Origin of the sequence: Paracandidimonas lactea (genome assembly GCF_021653995.1) — a bacterium.
GTDB classification, from domain to species: domain Bacteria; phylum Pseudomonadota; class Gammaproteobacteria; order Burkholderiales; family Burkholderiaceae_B; genus Allopusillimonas; species Allopusillimonas lactea.
Genome location: NZ_JAJJOZ010000001.1, coordinates 651,957 through 670,859 on the forward strand (window position 1 = coordinate 651,957; position 18,903 = coordinate 670,859).

At 61.8% G+C, this 18,903-nt stretch carries 11 protein-coding genes and 1 pseudogene; 3 read left to right on the forward strand and 9 right to left on the reverse strand.

Features of this window, described 5'->3' with window-relative positions; translation table 11 throughout:
• Positions 1-18 precede the first annotated feature (18 nt).
• From trbL to guaA, 6 genes and pseudogenes are all read right to left on the reverse strand, one after another.
• Positions 19-1,584, reverse strand: coding sequence for a P-type conjugative transfer protein TrbL (gene trbL, locus LOL23_RS03075; RefSeq protein WP_237173137.1), 1,566 nt, complete (start codon positions 1,582-1,584; stop codon positions 19-21).
• An 18-nt stretch (positions 1,585-1,602) separates the two neighbouring features.
• Positions 1,603-1,836 carry an entry exclusion lipoprotein TrbK gene (trbK, locus tag LOL23_RS03080; RefSeq protein WP_151024282.1) on the reverse strand — a complete coding sequence of 78 codons (234 nt, stop codon included), beginning with the start codon at positions 1,834-1,836 and terminating at the stop codon, positions 1,603-1,605.
• Between the two features lie 11 nt (positions 1,837-1,847).
• Positions 1,848-2,660: a P-type conjugative transfer protein TrbJ gene (gene trbJ / locus LOL23_RS03085; RefSeq protein WP_237173138.1), complete on the reverse strand. Its 813-nt coding sequence runs from the start codon at positions 2,658-2,660 to the stop codon at positions 1,848-1,850.
• Between the two features lie 1,173 nt (positions 2,661-3,833).
• Entirely contained in the window at positions 3,834-4,532 is a 699-nt protein-coding gene (locus LOL23_RS03090; protein ID WP_237173139.1) for an ABC transporter ATPase, read from the reverse strand.
• Between the two features lie 139 nt (positions 4,533-4,671).
• Positions 4,672-5,631, reverse strand: a pseudogene (locus LOL23_RS03095) (tyrosine-type recombinase/integrase); the annotation flags it as partial.
• Between the two features lie 307 nt (positions 5,632-5,938).
• Positions 5,939-7,528, reverse strand: coding sequence for a glutamine-hydrolyzing GMP synthase (gene guaA / locus LOL23_RS03100; protein WP_160982586.1), 1,590 nt, complete (start codon positions 7,526-7,528; stop codon positions 5,939-5,941).
• Between the two features lie 143 nt (positions 7,529-7,671).
• On the opposite strand from guaA, the gene LOL23_RS03105 reads away from it, so the two are divergent.
• Positions 7,672-8,901: a YbfB/YjiJ family MFS transporter gene (locus LOL23_RS03105; protein ID WP_237173140.1), complete on the forward strand. Its 1,230-nt coding sequence runs from the start codon at positions 7,672-7,674 to the stop codon at positions 8,899-8,901.
• 50 nt (positions 8,902-8,951) lie between these two features.
• Positions 8,952-9,725, forward strand: a complete 774-nt coding sequence (locus LOL23_RS03110) for an alpha/beta fold hydrolase (RefSeq protein WP_160982582.1) — start codon at positions 8,952-8,954, stop codon at positions 9,723-9,725.
• Between the two features lie 44 nt (positions 9,726-9,769).
• Here the strand turns inward: LOL23_RS03110 and LOL23_RS03115 are convergent, their stop codons facing one another.
• Positions 9,770-10,360, reverse strand: coding sequence for an MgtC/SapB family protein (locus tag LOL23_RS03115; protein WP_160982580.1), 591 nt, complete (start codon positions 10,358-10,360; stop codon positions 9,770-9,772).
• Between the two features lie 525 nt (positions 10,361-10,885).
• Between LOL23_RS03115 and LOL23_RS03120 the strand changes: the two genes are divergently transcribed.
• The gene (locus tag LOL23_RS03120; RefSeq protein WP_237173141.1) at positions 10,886-13,126 is read left to right on the forward strand and encodes a TonB-dependent siderophore receptor; all 2,241 of its coding nucleotides are present in this window, start codon (positions 10,886-10,888) and stop codon (positions 13,124-13,126) included.
• A 75-nt stretch (positions 13,127-13,201) separates the two neighbouring features.
• Here the strand turns inward: LOL23_RS03120 and guaB are convergent, their stop codons facing one another.
• Both guaB and purL read right to left on the reverse strand, forming a co-directional pair.
• Positions 13,202-14,662, reverse strand: coding sequence for an IMP dehydrogenase (gene guaB / locus LOL23_RS03125; RefSeq protein WP_160982576.1), 1,461 nt, complete (start codon positions 14,660-14,662; stop codon positions 13,202-13,204).
• 87 nt (positions 14,663-14,749) lie between these two features.
• A complete protein-coding gene (gene purL, locus LOL23_RS03130) occupies positions 14,750-18,892 on the reverse strand; it encodes a phosphoribosylformylglycinamidine synthase (protein WP_237173142.1) in 4,143 nt (1,380 codons plus the stop codon).
• Between the last annotated feature and the right edge of the window lie 11 nt (positions 18,893-18,903).

The window sequence follows — 18,903 nt, forward strand, 5'->3', positions numbered from 1 at the left end:
ATGCGCCGGCCGGCGCGCTTAGGTCGGCTGCGGTCGGTTCACGAACGCGGCCACCTCGTCATTTGCCCCGGCCGCCGTGCTGTCGTTCGTGCCGGCCAGGTTATTTCCGTCGAATGTGCCAGCGCTTTTGTTTCCATGGGACGCCTTGATCGTCGCGGCGAGTTTGCCGCCGGTCGTCTCTGCAATCCGGCTCTTTGCCGCGTCGGCCATGCTGCCGGCCTTCGTGGATGCCATTGAGCCGATGCCTTTGGCGAGGTTAGCGACGGTATCGGCCGCGACCCGGCCGCCCTTGGCCGCAGTGGCCCCGATACCGCCGGACGAGCGGCCACCACCCAAGCCACCGCCCGAATTGCCGCCGCGTGCGCCGGTGCTGTTGTGGCCTGCTGCCGCTGCCAACGGCGTTTCACCACTGCCAGAGACGCCATCAATACCACCGCCGGCGTCGCCGCTGCTGCTGGTACCGGCGCTGCCACCACCACCGCCGCCCATCATGGTCGACAGAATGTCAGTCCCCGCAGAGACGTTATCGTTGGCCTTCGACGCGGCCGCTGCTACGGCCGCAGCGCCACCGGCGGCAGATACGGCCAAGGAGGCACCGCCTGATGCAATGGCCGCGCCCGCTTGAGTAGCGAGTCCTGCCGCCGTCATGCCAGCGCCGAACAGGGTTCCCGCGCCGAAACTTCCGATTCCACCGCCGCCTGCACTTGCGCCGGTGATGATGCCGGCGATGAGGGGTGGCACCTTGTTGACCAGGACAAGCAAAATGATGGCAACAACCAGCATGACGGCGAGTTCCTGGGTAGCCAGGTTGTTGCTTAGCTGGGCGAAATAGTGTGTCAGGAACGATTTGCCGATGGAGACGATGAGAACCATCGCCAAGAGCTGCAAGGCAATTCCGAGGATCGTCTTGTAGTAGTTGATGGCTATATCCGTTGTCCATCGGGAGCCACCGAACCCCAGGACAATAATGCCGGAGTAAAGCACGATCCAGGCCGATGCGAGCGTCAGAAGCATGTTGATCGACACAAGCGCCAGGACCAACAGAACAGCCAGAGCTTGTAGCTCCATAACTATTGCCGTGCCCATTTCGCGCCAGCTCAATTCCGAGGTGGCCTGGATTGTTCGGTTATAGAGATCGAACCCAAGATCGACGATGCTCGAAGGTCCAAGATTGGACGTGCTAAGGCCGCCCGCCTCTGCGCCCAGCTTCTGCATTGAGGTAATGATCGTGCCGGCAATGTTCATGCCGGTGACGGCGTTTGTCAGCAGCCACCAGAAAAAGCCTGTGACGATGATGAAGCGCGAAAGCTCGGCGAAGAACTCACCAATATCCGCTTTGCGGACCACCATCATGCCGAAGGTCCAAACCATGCTAATGGTCGTGAGCGCCCAAAATAGCCGCGAGGCGGCGGCCTCGATGATCGTTCCCCAGGTGCTCGCAGCTTCATTGAATCGGCGCAGCACATCGTTCATGATGCCGCCGCTACTCAGTTGACCGCCGGTGCTTTGGGCTAGCACTGGCTCGACTAGCAAGAGCGTCAACACTGCAACGATTGCCGCCCCTTTCCAGTAGGTGATTTTCATGTTCTTGCCCTCTCGGGATTAGAAGTCGTCGGCCGGGCTGGGCTTGTATTCCCACTGCCGCATTGCCTTCGCTTTCTGGAACGACTTGCAGCCATCCATGAAGGCTTGGCGCTTTGTCTCGCTATGAATCTCCGACAGCGATTTTTCGAGCAGGTCAGGGGCGCACGTAGCTGCGGTCGGCTCCGGTACATCGTCGCAGCCGGCAAGGCCGGCCGCGACAGTGACCACCACAATCAAAGGGAAAATCCGCATATACGCCCCTCTTAGAAGTCGTCGGCCGAGCTGGCCTTGTATTGCCAGGTACGCAACTGTGTAGCCCGAGCTTGGCCGCGCGCTTTCTCATCCAACTCGGCGGCTGATTGCGCCGCTATCGCGTTTTGTTGCGCGATCAACAGCCCCCGGATTTGCAGGAGCTGGTTAGCCTGCTGGCTGGCGAGCTGGTTGGCGTAGCCGAGGGCTTCCATCTGCCCTTGTGCGCCCTGCGCCTTCGATTGCAGCCGTTCGAGCTGGCGCGCGTCCGACTTGAGGTTTTCCTGTTGATCCTTGATGCCCTTGAACAGCGCATCGTTCGCCGCCTTTTGCGACTGCGATGCCAGGGCGCGCGTTTTCTCCAACGCTGCGCGTTCGGTGTCAGAGCAGCCGGCCGAGGTGAAGCACGGCGACGACTTGTAATAGGAAACGTCCTGGAACTTGCCGAGGTAGGCATCCAGGCTACCGGCCTGATTGGTGAGGTTGTTCAGGGTGTCAATGGACTGCATCAGCCCGTTGATGGTGGACTGTGCCTGATCCCAAATGTAGGCGGCCGGGGCCATCGTGTTTTGCAGCATGTTTTCGTACTGCTGCAACTGCGTCCGGTATTGCTCGATTTGCTTCTGGACCTGCGCGACCTGCTGAATCGCGGTAACAGTGGTTTGCGTCAGGTTGGTGCCGTCGATGACCGGAATGCCCGCTTGCGCTGGCATTGTGGCGACGCCAAAGGTCGCGGCGATGGAAAGAGCGATTTTAGCCGCTAAATTTTTCGGCTTCGCGGTCAGCTTTCGATTGTTGATTAGGGCGCCGTACGTCTTTGCTTGCATTGCATCTACCTCCATCAGTCACGTTTCGAATGTGTGCCTGATCATGCCTTGCAATGCGGAATGTGATCGACCTAATGATTGTACAAAACGGTTGACATCACAAAAATCACCTGTTGGGCAAGCGGGTCGTGTCTGTCTCGTCTCGTTCCATCGCTCAACTTGGTTAGCCGGCGGTAGCCGGCCAGCCTCGCAGAGCAAGATGCCCGTTGAGCACCGTCAGGTGCGAATAGGGGGGAGTGAAGATAGATGACCGGCTTGCCGGTTAGCTAACTTCACCCATCTTGCCCCGCTCACGCACCTGCAAACTCTGAGGAAAATCATGCAGTCCCTTCTGTATAAGGCGGTGTATTGCATGGAAATGACGCAATCGACTGAATACAGTGAAAGGCCGCGTTTTCGTAGCGATAGACCGCCATTTATCAACGTTGTACCGACTAAAAACAGGCAAATACAGGAAATTGCAAACGTTTGACTGTCGCGAGCGGCGACCGCACAGCGGGGCCGCCGCATCTGTCAAAGAACGATCAGACCCGAACGCAGAACGCCCGGTTTCCCGGGTTTTATCGGTCACATGTTCCTGGTTTGTATTTCGTTCGTTGACACTTGAGGGGCGGCAAATTTAGCCGCTGAAATTCTGATCGCGGCCGCGAGGGGTTCCACACTGGTCGAACCGCGCTCATGTTCACGAAGCCGCAGCCGTTTGGCAGCAAGGGCTATGCAGTGATAATAAGAATATTATTATTCTTACCGACTAAAGGGCTGTTGGCCCAATTCGCCTGCATTCTTTCTCTGGCGATTGCAAAAGCAAGTGTCGGCCTGCGGCCTGGTTGGACGCCAAGAATGGGGGAGCGGCTGCGGCGGAGTGGCCAGAGGGCCTGAAGCGGCCGTAGCGGCATTGTAAGAGCGATTCTGCGCCCCAGGATCAGGGGAAGCCCTAGACGGCCATAGCGGTCGTTGTAGGCGGTCTGACGACCACCTGCACTCTCCTTGGTGTTCAACCGTCGGCCCACGGCCGACTGGCAAGGCCAGGTCGCGCCTCAAGCGCGGGCTGCGCCGCGCAGGATCTGAATATCCTGAATATCCTGCTAACTCCGGGCGGGTGTGCGACGTTTCGGGCGCCTGTGCGACGCCATCGGGCGGGTGTGCGACGCTATCGGGCGGGTGTGCGACGCTTTAGGCGTCACCAGCACCTTTTTTCCTCACGCGGTCGCCATCCACAGTCAGGCCGAGCGCCTTCAATTCGTCGGCGTCTTCCCTCAGCCTGAATCGTGCATCGCGCATTGCCTTGCTTGGCACGGTCCCAGCAACGGCTACGATAACGGTGTCTACATACCAACCACCCGTCGGCTCGACTTTGTGGCTTAAGACGTGCCTTGCGACGGCCTGGCTGATGCCATGCTGTAGGCGAGCAATGGGGGCCGGGTCATAGTACAAACTCAAGTCATGTTCGAGCAGCATCACAAGCGCAACCCCAAGCCGCACCCTCCACAGATTCCGCTCTCTTCCCGTCAAAGGGTCAGGGCGTGTCATGGGTGAAGGGATAACGTGATCAATCAATCCGCCGATGATTGGGAAATCGAACTGGGGCGTCTCGATTGTGATCGTCGCAGCTCTCAGCTCGGCTAACAGCTTTTCGATCTGAGTAAAGCTGTACCGGCTGTCGGAAAGCGTTTTCCGCACGCGGGCTGGGTCTACGAGCAACTCGACACCACCATCTGAAACATCGCGCCGCCGTTCGGCGCAGTACAGAATCGCCTCAACAATATCGGCGTGCCGCTGACCTAACCTGCCGGTCACGCGACATCGACCAAAAGAGGTTTCCATCCAGTCGCCTTCGCGCAAGCGCGGTCGCTGGCTAGGTTGATAGAGCATTACTCGCGCCTGCGCGCTCGTACTGGTGGGTGTCACGGCATTACCACCGCTCATCATCACTCCCGTTTACGACATGCAGGACGTTCTCCTTCTTCACCTCCACCAGTTGCACCGGCACAAGGACGCCGCCATCGTGGCGTTGGTATGTCAACGTCAGCACTTGGTTGAGTGTGGCGCTACTCATGGGTAGGTCCGAGTCATACCGCGACGGAAGCAGATAGTCTGATCCGCCGGCGAAAGTCTTGAGGGCAATGAAGATGTCCAGCGCCTGCCGGGACAGGAAAACCAAGTGCGGATTGCGTCGCTTCATCCGCTCCTTCGGGATTGTCCAAAGCGCCTCGCTGAAATTGATCTCGCTCCACGTCGCGTTGGTCAACTCGCTTTTGCGCACCATAGTTAGAAGCAACAGCTTGGCGGCTGCCCGGATGGATGGCGTTGTGCCGATCCGCTCCATGTACTGGTACATCAAGCCGATTTCATCGGGCGTCAGCGCACGGTCACGCGGCTCAAATTTGGCGATGGTCGTCGGTCGAACCAGTTCTGCCGGGTTCTCTACCTTCTGTCCACGCTCAATGGCCCAGCGATAAACCTGCAACACGATCTCACGGGAATGCACCGCGGTTGCTGGTGCGCCTCGCTCGACAATGGCATCGGTCAATGCCCTCAAATCCTCGTGGGTGATTTCGATCAGCTTCCGATTGCCGAATTTCGGCTTCAACTCACGCTCGAAGACCGAACGGCGCATATCGCGGGTGGAGTCCGCCATCTGGTAGCCTCGCAGCCACTTTTCTGCCCAGGCCCCGAACGTTTCAGCGTCCTTGACACGCGCCTTTTCTCGCGCCTTCTCCTTGGCCGGTGACTTCCCGGCGGCGATCATCTTCTTGGCCTCACCCAACCGCTCGCGGGCTTCCGCGAGGGTAATGCCGCCGACACCGTAGCGGCCGAAGGTGATGGTCTCTTGCCTGCCGTGGATCGAGTAGTTGTAGCGGAACGAAATTGAACCCGCAGAGGTGACGGCCACATAGAGGCCGTCACGGTCATTCACTTTGTAGAGTTTGTCCTTCGGCTTGAGGTTGCGCAGCTTGGTATCAGTCAGCATCGTGTGTGCGATTCTCCACGTCAAAATACCATGCTCAGAAACGCTCGCATTTCCTCTTTAAATTCCTTACAGATCAATGCGTTATCTCAACTGAATACCATGCCAATCCCGTCAGAGGCAGCATGGTATCAAGCACCAAACATGGCATCAGGTCCAGATAGTACCACCTACCATGCCATACAAACGCGGTGCTTGGCGATGCGAAAATTTGCCGGACAGTGCCGGGCCTGGAACAAAAAAGCCCGCAGTTACGCGGGCTTAGAGGTGGTTTCATGCTATTTGGTGCCGGTCTATGCCGGACGCGGGATCATTCCCACTCGATCGTCGCAGGCGGCTTGCTCGATACGTCGTACGTTACACGATTAATACCGCGTACTTCGTTAATAATGCGCGAAGACACCCGCTTGAGCAGCGCGTATGGCAGTTCGGCCCAATCGGCTGTCATGAAGTCGGACGTTTGCACCGCGCGCAAGGCTACGACGTAGTCGTAGGTGCGGCCGTCGCCCATGACGCCGACCGATTTGACAGGCAGGAAGACGGCGAAGGCCTGGGACGTGAGGTCGTACCAGTTCTTGCCGCTTGCGTGGTCGATAGTAGAACGCAGTTCGTCGATGAAGATGGCGTCGGCGCGGCGCAGAAGGTCTGCGTACTCTTGTTTGACTTCGCCCAGGATGCGCACGCCCAGGCCAGGGCCTGGGAAAGGATGGCGATAGACCATGGCGGGCGGCAGGCCAAGCGCGATGCCAAGTTTGCGCACTTCGTCTTTGAAGAGTTCGCGCAGGGGTTCGAGCAGCTTGAGGTTGAGTGTATCGGGCAGGCCGCCAACGTTATGGTGGGACTTGATGGCGACGGCCTTGCCGGTTTTGGCGCCGGCCGATTCAATGACGTCGGGGTAGATGGTGCCCTGCGCCAGCCAGCGCGCATTCTTTAGCTTGCCCGCCTCGGCCTGGAAAACTTCAACGAATTCGCGGCCGATGATCTTGCGTTTGGCTTCAGGGTCAGCCACCCCCGCCAGCTTGCCCATGAAGGCGTCGGTGGCGTCGACATGGATGACCTTGATGCCGAAGTGATCGGCAAAGGTGGCCATGACTTGCTTGGCTTCGTTCAGGCGCAGCAAACCGTGATCGACAAAGACACAGGTGAGTTGGTCGCCGATGGCCTTGTGGATCAGGGCCGCAGCAACGGAGGAATCGACGCCGCCTGATAAGCCAAGGATGACTTCTTCTGTGCCGACTTGTTTGCGGATGGCGGCCACAGCCTCCTCGACGTAGTCGGGCATGTTCCAGTCGCGTGTGCAGCCGCAGATTTCCGTGACGAAGCGCGCAAGCAGCGCCTCGCCCTGTACGGTATGCGTGACTTCTGGATGAAACTGGACGGCGTAGAAGTTGCGCGTTTCGTCGGCCATGCCGGCGATGGGGCACGATGGGGTGGACGCCATGAGCTTGAAGCCCGGCGGCAGCGCGGTGACTTTGTCGCCGTGGCTCATCCAGACCTTGAGCATGCCATGGCCTTCTTTGTTGGAGAAGTCTTGCAAACCGTCGAGCAGGCGGGTGTGGCCGTGGGCGCGTACTTCGGCGTAGCCAAACTCACGGTGATCAGACCATTCGACCTTACCGCCAAGCTGCGACGCCATAGCCTGCATGCCGTAGCAGATGCCGAGCACCGGCACGCCGATCTCGAACACTGCCGAGGGCACCTTGAGCGACTCTTCGGCATAGGCGGAGGCGTGACTGCCCGACAGAATAATGCCCTTGAGGCCTTCACGCTGCGCTGTGATGAACGCATTATCGACATCCCCAGGATGGATTTCGCAGTAGACGCCGGTATCGCGTACGCGACGAGCGATGAGCTGGGTGACCTGTGAGCCGTAATCGAGGATGAGGATGCGCTGGTGCATAGTATGCGAAAAAAAAGAGATTCAAGGCGTTAATGTACCGTATCGGCAGGGTTCACGCTGGCGCGCAAAGCCCCACAGCGCTACAGTAAGCGCTGCCAGGTGGCCTGGGCGCCACACTCTTCCCTGACCCAAAAAAGAGCCTGATGACCGCCGCTCAAGAACAACATTCCACCCTGCTGGCCCTGTCAGCACTTGCCGCCCTCGCAGTCTGCATGGGGATCGGGCGCTTCGCGTTCACGCCGCTGCTGCCGATGATGCAGGCCGACGCGGGTCTCACGCTGGCTTTCGGAGGCTGGCTGGCCAGTGCGAACTATCTCGGCTACCTGGCTGGCGCGCTGGCGGCCGGCGCCCTACCAGGAAAGACAAGCACTCAATTGAAGGCAGGCCTCGGGCTCGTTGTGGTATCCACGGCACTCATGGGGTTGACGCAAAATGGCTGGGGGTGGCTGGCACTGCGTTTCGTGGCGGGCCTGGCCAGCGCCATTGGCCTGGTGGCCACCACTACCTTGTGTCTGACGCGGCTCAACGCTGCGGGTGCAGCCCGCAAAGCGGGCATCATGTTCGCCGGCGTGGGCGCGGGCGTTGCGCTTGCAGGGCTGATCTGCATGGGGCTGGTGGTCGCAGGTATTTCCTCCGCATCCTCGTGGCTGGTAATGGGGGCCACAGCGCTGCTCGGTATGGCCGCCGCCCGTCGCCTATGGACGGCGGATCACGCTCCATCGCCGCGTGCGTCGGCGCCAGTACAGCGCAGCGGCGCACCAGCGAATGCACCAGAGGCTGCAACTAGCCACGACGCACAAACGCACGCTCGGCCTGTCCCCACGCCAGGCGGCCGTTTCCGCCTGATCTTCTGCTATGGCTGCTTTGGCTTCGGCTACATCCTGCCAGCCACTTTTCTACCCGCGCAAGCTCGTCAATTGGTCACGGATCCCCAAGTGTTCGGCTTGGCGTGGCCGCTGTTCGGGCTGGCTGCCATGTTGTCGACACTGCTGGTGAGCTACCGTGCGGGCGGGCGGTCACGGCGGCATGTCTGGATCGCGGCGCAACTGGTCATGGCCGTGGGCGTGCTGCTGCCGGCGCTATGGCAAAGTATCTCCGCTATTGTGCTGGCCGCGCTATGCGTGGGCGGCACCTTCATGGTAATGACCATGATGGGGATGCAGGAAGCCCAGGCGATGGGCGGCGCGCAGCCACGCCGCCTGGTGGCAGCCGTCACAGCGGCGTTTGCGGCTGGTCAGCTCGCCGGCCCCGTCGTGTTCAGCCTGTTGCATGATTACCTGGACGTCAGCCTGGATGGCGCGCTGATCCTCGCGGGCCTGGTCCTGCTTTCAAGCAGCGTGCTGCTCGTGCGCCCGTTCTCACCCGCACGCTAGAATGGCCGCCAGGACAGCGCCATTTCGGCAGCCAAGAAAGGAGACCGCTCATGAAGGCGACCAGCCAGGCCACAAAGCCTGAAGCCACGGCAACACACACCTACGTGCTCGTGCATGGCGCCTGGTGCGGCGGCTGGTGCTGGTCCCGCGTGGCCCACCGCCTGCGCAAGGCCGGCCACCGTGTGTTCACGCCAACATGCACAGGCCTGGGCGAGCGCAGCCACTTGCTTGCGCAAGACACCGGCCTGGATACCTTTGTCCGGGATATCGCCAACGTGCTGCAATGGGAAGACTTGCGCGACGTCATACTGGTTGGCCACAGTTTCGGCGGCCTGGTCATTACCGGCGTGGCAGACATCATGCGCGACCGCATCGGCCAGTTGGTATACCTGGATGCCTTCATACTCGAAAGCGGCATCCGCACCATCGACACACTAAGCACGGACAACATCGAGAAGCTGCGCGAAGGCGTGGCAAAATCGGGCGGGCCAGTTCCGGTGCTGGCGCCGCCTCGCCCCCAAAGCTTGAGCCTGGAAGCCGCCGAAGACATCACTTTCGTGGAAGGCCGGCTGACGCCGCAGCCCTACCGCAGCTATACATCCGCGCTAACGCTGCACAATCCGGTTGGCAACACGCTGTCCGCAGCGTACATCCAGTGCACCGAGCCGGTGTTCCGGGCCGTATCCGCCAGCGCCGACTGGGCGCGAGATCAGGGTTGGCCTGTCTACCCTCTGGCGACAAGCCACTGCGCCATGATCACCGCGCCAGATGCAACGGTAGGCCTGCTGCTGGAGTTGGCTGGCGGGCACATCGCTGCCTCCTGAAGGCGGGTAAACGAGAGCCGCCGAAGGAAACGGGCCGCCTTTGCTCATAGGCCGCCTGGTGACGGCGGCGCCCCCGTGTCATCTGAACGTGCCGCTTCACGACGCATCTGTTTGGCGCCCGGGCTGGTTTCCACTTCGTCATCGGACGGTTCGATATGGTCTTCCAGGCGACGCAGGAAGGCCAATGTAATCCAGACCAGCGTAGTCGCCAGAATGGCTGTTATTTCAAGGCCCATGCCCGCGGCAACGCCCACAGCGGCCACAAACCAGATTGACGCTGCAGTTGTCAGGCCATGCACCTCCTGTCGGTCGCTCATCTTGATGATGGCCCCAGCCCCCAGGAACCCTATACCGGCGATGACGCCCTGGTATACACGGCTGAGATCGCGAACCTCCATTCCCATCTGAACGGGGATCAGCACAAACAGGGCTGCCCCGAGCGCAACCACCATATGGGTGCGCAGCCCTGCGGGCTTGCCCCGCGCTTCGCGCTCATATCCGATCACGCCACCCAGCAACGCCGCCATGCCGAGGCGCACAAGAATACGCGTGACATCGGCGGCATCCGCAACATCCGAAAACTCGCCTTGGATCGTTGCCCATACCTCCTGCCAGACACTCTCATATGTCGTCATCGTCGTCGACCGCCTGACTGCACGGCGTCAGTGAAATCGGAAAAACCAGTATATCTTGGCGTTTCTTTATAATAGTCTTCATTCTCATTCTCATTTATATTTTATGAATTCAGCCTGATTTGAATGCCTACCGGCTACGCACAGCCGGTTTTCGTTTCAACCAAGGAAGCACGTCAATGTCTGTGTCCCTGTACTTTGCGCTCCCGCTCTGCCGCTCCGTACGCGGTGTCTCTTGCCGCACAGCCCGCCTTCGGTGAGGTGCATCGCGCAACTTCATGGCAACGCTCAGCTATCAGATGTGAATGATCGCCGCATGCCTGCGACGACAGCACGGCGATTCCTTGTAAACAACTCCGGCATGCAGGCGACCGCAAGTCATCGATCGCATATCAACAATCGCGGCATGTCCGCGATCCCAAGAACGTTTGTGCGGCGCTGGCCGCACAAGCCTCCACCCTCGCCGCCTCGGCAGTCAAAGTGCCATCGTGGCGAGGTATTTTCAGCCGCAACATAGGACGCACATAGATGACTGTGCTTCACCACCACCCTTCCGCATCTTCCCATCCAAGGGCGCGGGCTGCGCGCCGTACCGCATGCCGCCAGGCATTGGCACTTGCCACGCTGGCCATCCCCGCCGCAAGTGCCCACGCTCAGGCGTCCACGCATGCTGCGCCCAGCATCCCAGCCCCTGCATCCATCTCCACGCTCTCCCCCATCCGCACGCAAGGCGCCACAGCCGGCAGCGGCCTCACCGAAGGCTCATCGTCATACACCATCAAGGCCACAAGCGCCGGCACCGGCCTGCGCCTGAGCCCGCGCGACATTCCGCAATCCGTGTCCGTCATCACTCGCCAGCGGATCGAAGATCAAAACATGACCTCCCTAGATGAAGTCATGGCCAGCACACCCGGCATCTCCACCGAGCACTACGACAGCGAACGCAATACCTTCAGCGCGCGCGGCTTCGCCATCGACAGCTACCAATACGACGGCATCCCGATCGCATTCTCCGGCCCGTACGAATCGGGCGAAGCGGCGATGGACCCCATTGTTTTTGATCACATCGAGGTCGTGCGCGGAGCCACCGGTCTGCTGACCGGCGCTGGCAACCCAGGCGCGTCCATCAACCTTGTGCGCAAGCGCGCCCACAGCAAGTCGTTTGCGGCGCAGCTCTCTGCGGGCGCTGGCCGCTGGGATGCCTATCGTGCCACGCTTGACGTCTCAACCCCTCTAATCGCCAGCGGCGTCGTGCGTGCGCGGCTTGTCGCCGCCCATACCGACCGAAACACCTTTATCGATCGCTACCACAAGCGGCACAACGTGCTGTTCGGCACCCTGGAGGCCGATCTGTCCCATGCCACAGTATTGCGGCTGGGCTACAGCTACCAGCAAAACACCCCGAAAGGCTCGCTATGGGGCGGCTTGCCATTGTGGTACAGCGACGGCACACGCGCCGAATGGCCGCGCAACTACTCGACGGCGGCACGCTGGTCTTCGTGGGCAACCACCACCCGCAGCGCGTTCGCGGGCCTGACACATCGCTTTGGAAGCGGCTGGCGCATCGATAGCTTGCTGAGCCACAGCCGGCATGGCGGAGACGCCCGCCTGCTTTATCTTCACAGCCTACCCGATCGCACAACCGGCCTAGGGATGAAAGCGCTGGCAGGCAGATATCTTGGCGACCGATCACAAACGTCACTGGACATCAAAGCGGCCGGCCCTGTTCGCCTGTTCGAGCGCGAGCATGAGCTGGTTGTGGGTGTGAACACCAGCCGGCAGATTGTCGATTTTCGTCGCCGCCCTGCACTGAGCAGGGCCCCGGTGGGCAGCTTTCTGCACTGGGACGGCAGCTACCCCGAACCGCAGTGGGATCCCGTCGAGCAGGTTTCGTCCCAGGGCCACCTCATGCAACGGGGTATGTATGCCGTCGCACGACTGAATGTGGCGGATCCATTGCGCGTGATCCTGGGCGGGCGCTATACCCAATGGGAACGCGCCCTCCTCGACCAAAGGCAATCGTATGAGTTCAATAAATCCGCCGTGCTGCCCTATGCCGGCATACTGCTGGATCTGAACGACAACCTGACGGCCTACGCCGCCTACACCAGCATCTTCAACCCGCAGGCGCGCCGTGACCGCGAAGGGCGTTGGCTGGATCCGCTGCAGGGCCACAGTTACGAAGCCGGCCTGAACGGCGAATTCCTGGATGGCAGCCTCAACGCCACGTTCGCCTTCTTTCAGGTGAACCAAGACAACCTGGCGCAAGAGGATATGGGCTATATGGTGCCCGGCACCACCGAGAAAGCCTATCGCGCCGCCAGCGATACACGCAGTCGTGGCTACGAGCTGGAGCTGACGGGTGAGCCTTTGACCGGATGGCATGTGTTTGCGGGCCTTACGCACTGGACGGCACGCGAGGCAAACGGCAACGCCGTACAGACGGCCCACCCCCGCACACTGCTGCGGTTGTTCAGTACCTATCGGCTGCCTGGCGCGTGGCAAAAATTGACGGTCGGCGGCGGCATCAATTGGCAAAGCGAGGTGTACAACATCGTCACCGGCCCGAAAGGCGCTGAGCGCGTTAGCCAACCCAGCTATGCGCTCGTCAACCTGATGTCGCGCTATCAGTTTGACAAGAACCTGCGGCTTCAAATCAACGTGAACAATCTGTTCGACAAAAAATATTATCGCCAGATCGGCTTTTACACTCAGAGCGCATGGGGCGAACCGCGCAGCTTCATGGCCAACCTGAGCTATCGCATGTAAGCAAATGCGGTGAAGGCCGCATGAAAAAAGCGCCGGCGTGTATGCCGGCGCTTTTTGTTTTGCGAAAGGCGACGCTTAATCGGCCCGGTAGTTCGGCGCTTCCTTCGTGATCTGCACGTCGTGCACATGCGACTCTCGCACACCAGCGGAGGTGATCTCGACGAATTCGGCCTTGGTGCGCATTTCTTCGATGGTGGCGCAGCCGCAATAGCCCATGGAGGCGCGGATGCCGCCGACCAGCTGGTAAATGATGGCGATGACACTGCCCTTGTAGGCGACGCGGCCTTCGATGCCTTCAGGCACGAGCTTGTCGACGTTGTTGGCCGGATCCTGGAAGTAGCGGTCGGCCGAGCCGTCGGCCATGGCCCCCAAGCTGCCCATTCCGCGATATGACTTGTACGAGCGCCCCTGGAACAGCACGACTTCGCCGGGGGATTCTTCGGTGCCTGCGAACATGCCACCCATCATGCAGGCGCTGGCGCCGGCAGCAAGGGCCTTGGACACGTCGCCCGAATAGCGGATGCCGCCGTCAGCGATAAGGGGCACGCCCGTGCCTTCGAGCGCCTTGGCCACATCGGCAATGGCGGTGATTTGCGGCACGCCCACACCCGCAACAATGCGCGTGGTGCAGATGGAGCCAGGGCCGATGCCGACCTTGACGCAGTCGGCACCTGCCTCGACCAGCGAGCGCGCGGCGGCTGCAGTGGCGATGTTGCCCCCGATGACCTGGATGTTGGGATAGTTTTTCTTGACCCAGCGCACACGGTCGATCACGCCTTGAGAATGGCCGTGGGCAGTATCGACCACGATGGCATCCACACCCGCGTTGGCAAGCTTCTCGACGCGTTCTTCGGTGCCTTCGCCCACACCCACGGCGGCGCCAACGCGCAACTGCCCCTGGTGGTCTTTGCTGGCGATGGGGTGTTCGGTGTTCTTGACGATATCCTTGACCGTCGCCAGACCGCGCAGCTGGAACTGGTCGTTGACGATGAGCACGCGCTCGAGGCGGTGCTTGTGCATCAGGGCCTGGGCTTCGTCCAGCGTGGCGCCTTCTTTCATGGTGACCAGGCGGTCTTGTTGCGTCATGACATCGCGCAGGGGGACATCGAGGCGGTCTTCGAAGCGCAGGTCGCGGTTGGTGACGATGCCGACCAGCTTGCCGCCCTCGACCACCGGCAGGCCGGAAATGCCGTGCTGGCGCTGCAGCGCGATGGCATCGCGCACCTTCATAGTGGGCGTGACGGTGACTGGATCGATAACGATGCCGAACTCGTGGCGTTTTACACGGGCAACTTCACGCGCCTGCTGGTCTGCCGACAGATTCTTGTGGATGATGCCGATGCCGCCCTCTTGCGCCATGGCGATGGCCAGGCGGGATTCCGTCACGGTATCCATGGCGGCGGATACCAGAGGAATGTTGAGCGTGATGTCGCGCGTGAAACGCGTAACGAGAGAGGTGTCGCGGGGAAGAATGTTGGAATACGCCGGCACCAACAACACGTCGTCGAAGGTTAGCGCTTTTTTGATGAGACGCATAAAGACAAGCTCCGTGCAAAGCGAGATTATACGCCACGCAAGGGTAAATACCTAGCGCGGGGCGCAATGCGCCCCGCCTTGAGGACATCAGCCCAGCCAGACGCGCGCATTGCGGAACATGCGCAGCCAGGGCGTATAACCGCCGTGCGCCGTGCTAATGCCGCCGCTGTCGCGCACGCCCCAGCGCTCGGGCGCCCACGACATAGCCACATTGCGCGTGACACGCTCCGGATGCGGCATCATCACGGTGAAGCGGCCGTCGGCCGTGGTGACGCCAGCCAGGCCGCCGGGGCTGCCGTTGGGGTTGAACGGGTAACGCTCTGTGCGCACACCGCGATGATCAACGTAATACAGCGCACCCGCCACCTTGGCCGGATCGCCCTGGATCGCGAAGTTGGCGTAACCTTCGCCGTGCGCAACCGCGATGGGAACCTGGGTGCCGGCCATGCCTTGCAGGAACAGCGAGGGGCTGTCGGGGATCTCGACCAGCGTCAGGCGTGCTTCGTATTTTTCGGACTGGTTGCGGGTGAAGCGGGGCCAGTGTTGCGCACCCGGAATCATGCCCGCAAGGGCCGCCATCATCTGGCAACCGTTGCACACACCGAGCGCGAAGACGTCGGGGCGGGCAAAGAAGGCCGCGAACTGATCCGCCAACCGCGCGTTGAAACGTATGGTTCGGGCCCAGCCCTCGCCGGCGCCAAGCACGTCGCCATAGCTGAAGCCGCCAACGGACACAAAGCCCTGCACATCCGCCATGCTGGCGCGCCCCGCCAGCAAGTCTGTCATGTGCACGTCGATGGCTTCGAAGCCGGCCTTGTCGAAAGCCCACGCCATCTCGACCTGGCTGTTGCAGCCCTGCTCGCGCAGCACCGCCACACGCGGACGTGCGCCGGAGGCAATATACGGGGCTGCGATATCTTCCTGCGGGTCGAAGTCCACGCGCGGCGTGAGGCCGGGGTCTTTCACATCCTGCCAGAGGTCGAATTCAGCCTGCGCGCAGTCAGGATTGTCGCGCAGCGCCATGATGCGGCGGGTGACCTCGCTCCATTGCCGGCCCAATTCGGCGCGCGGCTTTTGATATACACACTTGCCATCGCGGTACACCTGTATTTCGTCCGCGGTGTTCAAGCCGCCCAACACGTGCGCGTGCGTGGATAGCCCCACGCCCCGCAGCGCCTGCAGAACGGCGTCGCGCTGGCCTCGCGGCACCTGGATAACGGCGCCCGCTTCTTCGTTGAAGAGCGCCTTGAGGGTCGCCTCGTCGCGCTGCACGGCAACCTGTTCGGGGCGGATCTTGTAGTCGCCCGCGTCCGCGGTGTGCGGGTCGATGGTGAGCATGTCTACATTGATGGACACACCTACGTGGCCCGCGAAAGCCATTTCGCAAACCGTGGCCAACAAGCCGCCGTCGGAGCGGTCGTGGTAGGCCAGGATGTGGCCTTGCGCGGCCAGCTCGCGGATGATGTGGAAGAAGGCCTTGAGCGCACCGGCATCGTTGATGTCCGGCACCAGCTCGCCCACCTGGTTGAACGCATTGGCCAGGACCGAGCCGCCCATGCGCTGCGCCCCTTGGCCCAGGTCGATGAAGATCAAGGACGTGTCGCCCGCGTCGGTGCGCAGCTGGGGCGTGAGCGTGCGCCGCACGTCGCTCACAGGCGCGAAGGCAGTCACGATGAGCGATACCGGCGCCAGCACGGCGCGCGCATCGCCATCTTGCTGCCAGCTTGTCCGCATGGACAGCGAATCTTTACCCACCGGAATGGAAAGATCGAGCGCCTGGCACCAGTCGCTGACAGCCGCGACCGTGTCGTACAACGCGGCATCCTGCCCTGCCGTACCGCAGGCAGCCATCCAGTTGGCGGACAGCTTGATGTCTTTGAGCGACTGCACATCGGCCGCCACGAGATTGGTAAGCGCCTCGGCGACTGCCATGCGCCCCGAGGCCGGGGCATTGATCACGGCCAGCGGCGTGCGCTCGCCCATAGCCATGGCCTCGCCGCGCACCCCTTCGTAGTCGGCCAAAGTGACCGCGCAATCGGCCACCGGCACTTGCCAGGGGCCAACCATTTGGTCGCGGCTGCTCATGCCGCCCACGCTGCGGTCTCCGATGGTGATCAGGAAGTTTTTACTGGCAACCGTTGGATGGCGCAGCACGCGGTCGACCGCTTCCGCCAAGTCGATCCCGACCAGATCGATGTCTTCGTGCAGCAGCTCGACGCGAGAAACGTCGCGCGTCATGCGGGGCGGCTTGCCCAGGATGACGTCGATCGGCACATCGACCGGGCGCGGCTGCGCGCCATAAGCAGCTTGCGCAGGCGAGGCGGGGCGATGCGCGGCGGGCGGCTCATCCGCCGGGCCGGCGTCGGGCGCCGCATGACTGTCGGCCAGCACATGCCGCACGCTTTCCAGGCCGGGCAGGCCCTCGCCAAAGGTAACGCGCAACTGCCGCGCTTCGGTGGCCACACCCACCACCGCATAAGGGCAGCGCTCGCGGCGGGCGATCAAGTCGAAACGGGCCAGGTCTTGGGGCAGCACCGCTAGCACATAGCGCTCTTGCGATTCATTGCTCCAGATTTCGGCAGCCGACAGGCCGGATTCTTCGAGATGGACGCGTTCGAGTTCGAAGATGGCGCCACGACCCGCGTCGTTGACCAGTTCGGGGAAGGCGTTGGACAGCCCACCCGCACCGACATCGTGGATAGCCAAAATGGGGTTGTTGTCGGCCTGCTGCCAGCAGCGATCGATCACCTCTTGCGCCCGGCGTTCGATTTCAGGGTTGCCGCGCTGCACGGAGTCGAAGTCGAGCTCGGCCGTGTTGGCGCCGGCGCTCATGCTGGAGGCTGCGCCGCCGCCCATGCCGATGCGCATGCCTGGGCCGCCCAACTGAATAAGCAGTGCGCCGGGAGGCAGCGGATCTTTATGTGTGAGGCGGGCGTCGATAGCGCCCAGGCCGCCGGCGATCATGATGGGTTTGTGGTAGCCCCACTGCGTGCCGGCGGATGCCTGCTCGAACACGCGGAAGTAGCCCAGCAGGTTGGGCCGCCCGAATTCGTTGTTGAATGCAGCGCCGCCAATGGGGCCCTCGATCATGATGTCGAGCGGCGTCGCGATGCGGTCGGGCGCCCCGTAGTGATCAGTTTCCCACGGCTCGAGCGCATCTTTGAACCGCAGGTTGGAGACCGTGAAGCCGGTAAGGCCCGCCTTGGGCTTGGAGCCCCGGCCCGTGGCACCTTCGTCGCGGATCTCGCCTCCCGCGCCGGTGGCCGCGCCGGGAAACGGCGCAATGGCGGTGGGGTGATTATGCGTTTCCACCTTCATCAGCGTGTGCATGGTGGCCGGGTAATGGCGGTAGACAGGCTCGCCGCCCGGTTCGCCGGCATGGAAAACGGAGACATCGGCGCCGCGCATGATGGCTGCGTTATCGGAATAGGCCACCACGGTGCCTTCGGGCTGCGCCGCGTGGGTGGCGCGGATCATGCCGAACAGGGTGTTGGGCTGCGCTTGGCCGTCGATGACCCAACTGGCGTTGAAGATCTTGTGGCGACAGTGCTCGCTGTTGGCTTGCGCGAACATCATCAGTTCGACGTCGGTGGGGTTGCGCCCCAACTGCCGGAATGCTTCGTCGAGATAGTCGACCTCGTCGGCCGACAGCGCCAGGCCGAGCTCGCGATTGGCGTGCTCCAGCGCGCCCTTGCCTTGCCCCATCACGTCTATCGTTTGGATGGGCTTGCCAGGCAGCGAAGCGAACAACGCGGCGCCGTCGAATGCAGCGTCGACGACGGTTTCGGTCATGCGGTCGTGCAGGCAGGCAGCAATCGCGGACAGTTGGGCCTCATCCAGCGACCGCGCGCCTAGCAACCCGCGCGACGGGGTAATGAAATAGCGGATGCCGCGCTCGATGCGGCGCACGGCGGACAACCCGCAGTTATGGGCGATGTCTGTGGCCTTGCTGGCCCATGGCGAAACCGTGCCGAGGCGTGGCACGACGCGCAGCACCAGGGTGTTGCGGCCTTCTTTGGCGGCCTGCTCGGGCGCTGTGCCGTAATCGAGCAACTGCGCCAGGCGCTGCTTGCCCGTGTCGTCGAGCGTGCCTTCGATCCAGACGAAATGTTCATAGCGGGCGTCGATATCGCCCACAGGCAGGCCCTGCTGGGCAAAACGCTGGAGCAAACGCTCGCGGCGGAAGGACGAAAGGACGGAAGAACCTGGAAAATGCTGGATGGAGTTCACGTTGCTACGCA

What these genes read in the sequence shown, in the direction of transcription:
- trbK (WP_151024282.1), bottom strand. Translation starts at nt 1,836, where the DNA reads ATGCGGATTTTCCCTTTGATTGTGGTGGTCACTGTCGCGGCCGGCCTT.
- LOL23_RS03090 (WP_237173139.1), bottom strand. Translation starts at nt 4,532, where the DNA reads ATGCTCTATCAACCTAGCCAGCGACCGCGCTTGCGCGAAGGCGACTGG.
- LOL23_RS03105 (WP_237173140.1), top strand. Translation starts at nt 7,672, where the DNA reads ATGACCGCCGCTCAAGAACAACATTCCACCCTGCTGGCCCTGTCAGCA.
- trbJ (WP_237173138.1), bottom strand. Translation starts at nt 2,660, where the DNA reads ATGCAAGCAAAGACGTACGGCGCCCTAATCAACAATCGAAAGCTGACC.
- LOL23_RS03110 (WP_160982582.1), top strand. Translation starts at nt 8,952, where the DNA reads ATGAAGGCGACCAGCCAGGCCACAAAGCCTGAAGCCACGGCAACACAC.
- trbL (WP_237173137.1), bottom strand. Translation starts at nt 1,584, where the DNA reads ATGAAAATCACCTACTGGAAAGGGGCGGCAATCGTTGCAGTGTTGACG.
- guaA (WP_160982586.1), bottom strand. Translation starts at nt 7,528, where the DNA reads ATGCACCAGCGCATCCTCATCCTCGATTACGGCTCACAGGTCACCCAG.
- LOL23_RS03120 (WP_237173141.1), top strand. Translation starts at nt 10,886, where the DNA reads ATGACTGTGCTTCACCACCACCCTTCCGCATCTTCCCATCCAAGGGCG.
- LOL23_RS03115 (WP_160982580.1), bottom strand. Translation starts at nt 10,360, where the DNA reads ATGACGACATATGAGAGTGTCTGGCAGGAGGTATGGGCAACGATCCAA.
- guaB (WP_160982576.1), bottom strand. Translation starts at nt 14,662, where the DNA reads ATGCGTCTCATCAAAAAAGCGCTAACCTTCGACGACGTGTTGTTGGTG.